The organism is Catenibacterium sp., from assembly GCF_052354645.1.
GTDB lineage: Bacteria > Bacillota_I > Bacilli_A > Erysipelotrichales > Coprobacillaceae > Catenibacterium > Catenibacterium mitsuoka_A.
Map to the genome: position 1 here is coordinate 1 of NZ_DAWDDM010000303.1, position 2,281 is coordinate 2,281.

The 2,281-nt window shown below is 37.1% G+C and carries 4 protein-coding genes; 3 read left to right on the forward strand and 1 reads right to left on the reverse strand.

Annotation, left to right across the window (positions count from 1 at the left end):
• Both ACT8VG_RS10300 and ACT8VG_RS10305 read left to right on the forward strand, forming a co-directional pair.
• On the forward strand, positions 1-475 hold a 475-nt coding region (locus ACT8VG_RS10300; RefSeq protein ID WP_444195812.1), incomplete at its 5' end, for an HNH endonuclease.
• A 58-nt stretch (positions 476-533) separates the two neighbouring features.
• On the forward strand, positions 534-1,010 hold the full coding sequence (locus ACT8VG_RS10305; RefSeq protein WP_444195813.1) for a hypothetical protein: 477 nt from the start codon (positions 534-536) through the stop codon (positions 1,008-1,010).
• 71 nt (positions 1,011-1,081) lie between these two features.
• Here ACT8VG_RS10305 and ACT8VG_RS10310 read toward each other — a convergent pair whose 3' ends face one another.
• The gene (locus ACT8VG_RS10310) at positions 1,082-1,504 is read right to left on the reverse strand and encodes a hypothetical protein (protein WP_444195814.1); all 423 of its coding nucleotides are present in this window, start codon (positions 1,502-1,504) and stop codon (positions 1,082-1,084) included.
• A 454-nt stretch (positions 1,505-1,958) separates the two neighbouring features.
• Between ACT8VG_RS10310 and ACT8VG_RS10315 the strand changes: the two genes are divergently transcribed.
• Positions 1,959-2,281, forward strand: a 323-nt coding sequence (locus tag ACT8VG_RS10315) for a hypothetical protein (protein WP_444195815.1), incomplete at its 3' end; no start/stop codon positions are given.

The window sequence follows — 2,281 nt, forward strand, 5'->3', positions numbered from 1 at the left end:
AACAAAGGAACCAATATATACAATTGTGTATATTCAGACTAAATGGCAGACATTTTACATAAGAGGAGAGAATGTATACACTGCCTCTGGAAGAGAATTGATTCATAAAAATTTGGATAACTTAAAGCTACTAACGTCTCTTATGAGAAGTCCAGTGAAATATCAAAGCATTGAATACAATGACAATAGAATTTCATTATACTCTGGGCAAAAGGGAAAATGTGCTATCACAGGTATAGAATTTCAGAACATTTCTGATATTCACTGCCATCATAAAACGCCTAAGAAATTAGGAGGAACAGATGACTACAAAAACCTGATCCTGGTACTAGAACAGATTCACAAGCTTATACATGCAACCAAAGATGAAACAATTCAGAAATATGTAAATCTTTATAACTTGGACAAAAAGCAATTAGAAAAGGTTAATAAATTAAGGAAATTGGCAAATTTGGAACCAATACCAACAAACTAACAAACTAACAAACTAACTACTTAACGGTGGTCAGATATGTTGAGACTAAAGCTAACCGATGGAACGCCGTGTGCGGGGAAACTCGCATGCACGGTGTGGAGTGGGGGAAAGGCCTGAGATAATATCAGGGGCCTACCTATCACTATTTTATCTTGATCTTTCAGATTTTAGTGATATCCCGCTTAATGCTCGTGCAGAGCAGGAAGAAATTAGAAGACTTATGTATGTGTCTATGACACGTGCGAGAGATCAGCTTTTTGTAACAGGAGTCTTTTCAAAGACAGGTAAAAAAGTCGGAGAAGAAATTCTTAACTGGTGTCTTTATGAAGCGTACGAAGCTGCAGAACTTGATTGGAATGTGGATTTCGCTCAAGCAAAAGCAGAAGTGGCAGCAGAAAAGGCAGCAAAAGCAAAAGCTGCAGCGGAGGCTCGTAAAGCAAAAGCTGCAGCCAAAAGAGCTGAAAACAAATTAAAAACTCCATCAAAAAGGAGAAAGAGTACAGGACGTGTTCCTGAGCAGACTTCGCTTTTCTAGGGAGTTCGCAACAATAATAAAAAAAGAGCAGTCATAGGATAAAACCTACGGCTGCTTTTTTCTGTTCGCATTTACTTAATTGTATGTCTTGTGCTTGGTACTGCAATACCAGCTGCTCTCATTCTGCTGTCAAATTTATTTCTGTCTACGCCAGATGCGCAGATAATGGTGCAATAATCGTCCTCAGTAATCTCGTGGTCCTTGAGACATCGAGCAAGCGTGTTCCCAACGTCGGTCCAAAGAGATTCTCTACGCAATAGTTTGCGTACAAATTTCAAATACATATGAATTTCTGGATTATACTGAGGATTTTCTATACCGTCCATGTCTTCATAAATTAAAGAACTTATATATTCGTTCATTGATTTATTACAATCTGCAGCACGGGTGCGGATTCTCTCTCTTGTTCCTTTTTTTACTTTGATACAAATCTGATCATAATGTTCTTTGATATAATTTAAGCTTGCTTTTTTCTGAGCTTCAGTAATTGGCATATTATTCCTCCTGATTGGTAGTTATTAAAAGATTTAGGCTTCCCAGCCTCATCTTAAGAATATTATATATCAAAAATATAGGACTAGCAAGTGGTATTTTGTTTGGCACTATTTTTATCTATAAGTTCAGGTACAACCCGTTATATTTTCACGAAATTATAATTTTACACACAAATATGGAAAAACAGAGGAACATGCATTGACAATATAGGACTAGTAATATATACTAAAGATAGTTCCGCAAAGGATTACGCATATGTTTCGAGAGGATTTCTGTTTTTAAAAAGTTTTTTGTTATCGTAGCAGTTTTATCACATATCTTAATTGTAGTGAGATGACTGGAGTATGCGATAGCTCCTGTAGAGTTCTCACTCAAAACTATTAATGGTTGAAGAGTATGTTCAGCTCATTCAGCTAAATTTAATTAGGGTTAGAATCCCAGGAGGTAAAAATTATGATGAACAGAAGAATTAATGACAAAATGATTAACATGGTGACAGGTGCAGAAGTTATGATCACCGCTATCAACGGCGAAGAAGTAACTTTTGACGACGGAACAGTCCTTACAAAGGATAAGGTCAATGCCTGCTTCAAGTTTGTGAGCAACGATACTCCTTATCCTGCTCCAGCTGCTGAGGTAAACGGCAATGAAGTTGTCGTTGACGGAGTTAAAGTTGTTACAGGTATTATGAAACCTATTGAGGTTGTAGCAACAGTCCCTGGAGCAGCTTTAATCCTTGCAGAAGGCAAGGACAGCAAAAAGAATCTTGTTAGATT

Excerpts from the sequence above, each read along its gene's own strand:
- ACT8VG_RS10310 (WP_444195814.1), bottom strand. The coding sequence starts at position 1,504 with ATGCCAATTACTGAAGCTCAGAAAAAAGCAAGCTTAAATTATATCAAA.
- ACT8VG_RS10305 (WP_444195813.1), top strand. The coding sequence starts at position 534 with ATGGAACGCCGTGTGCGGGGAAACTCGCATGCACGGTGTGGAGTGGGG.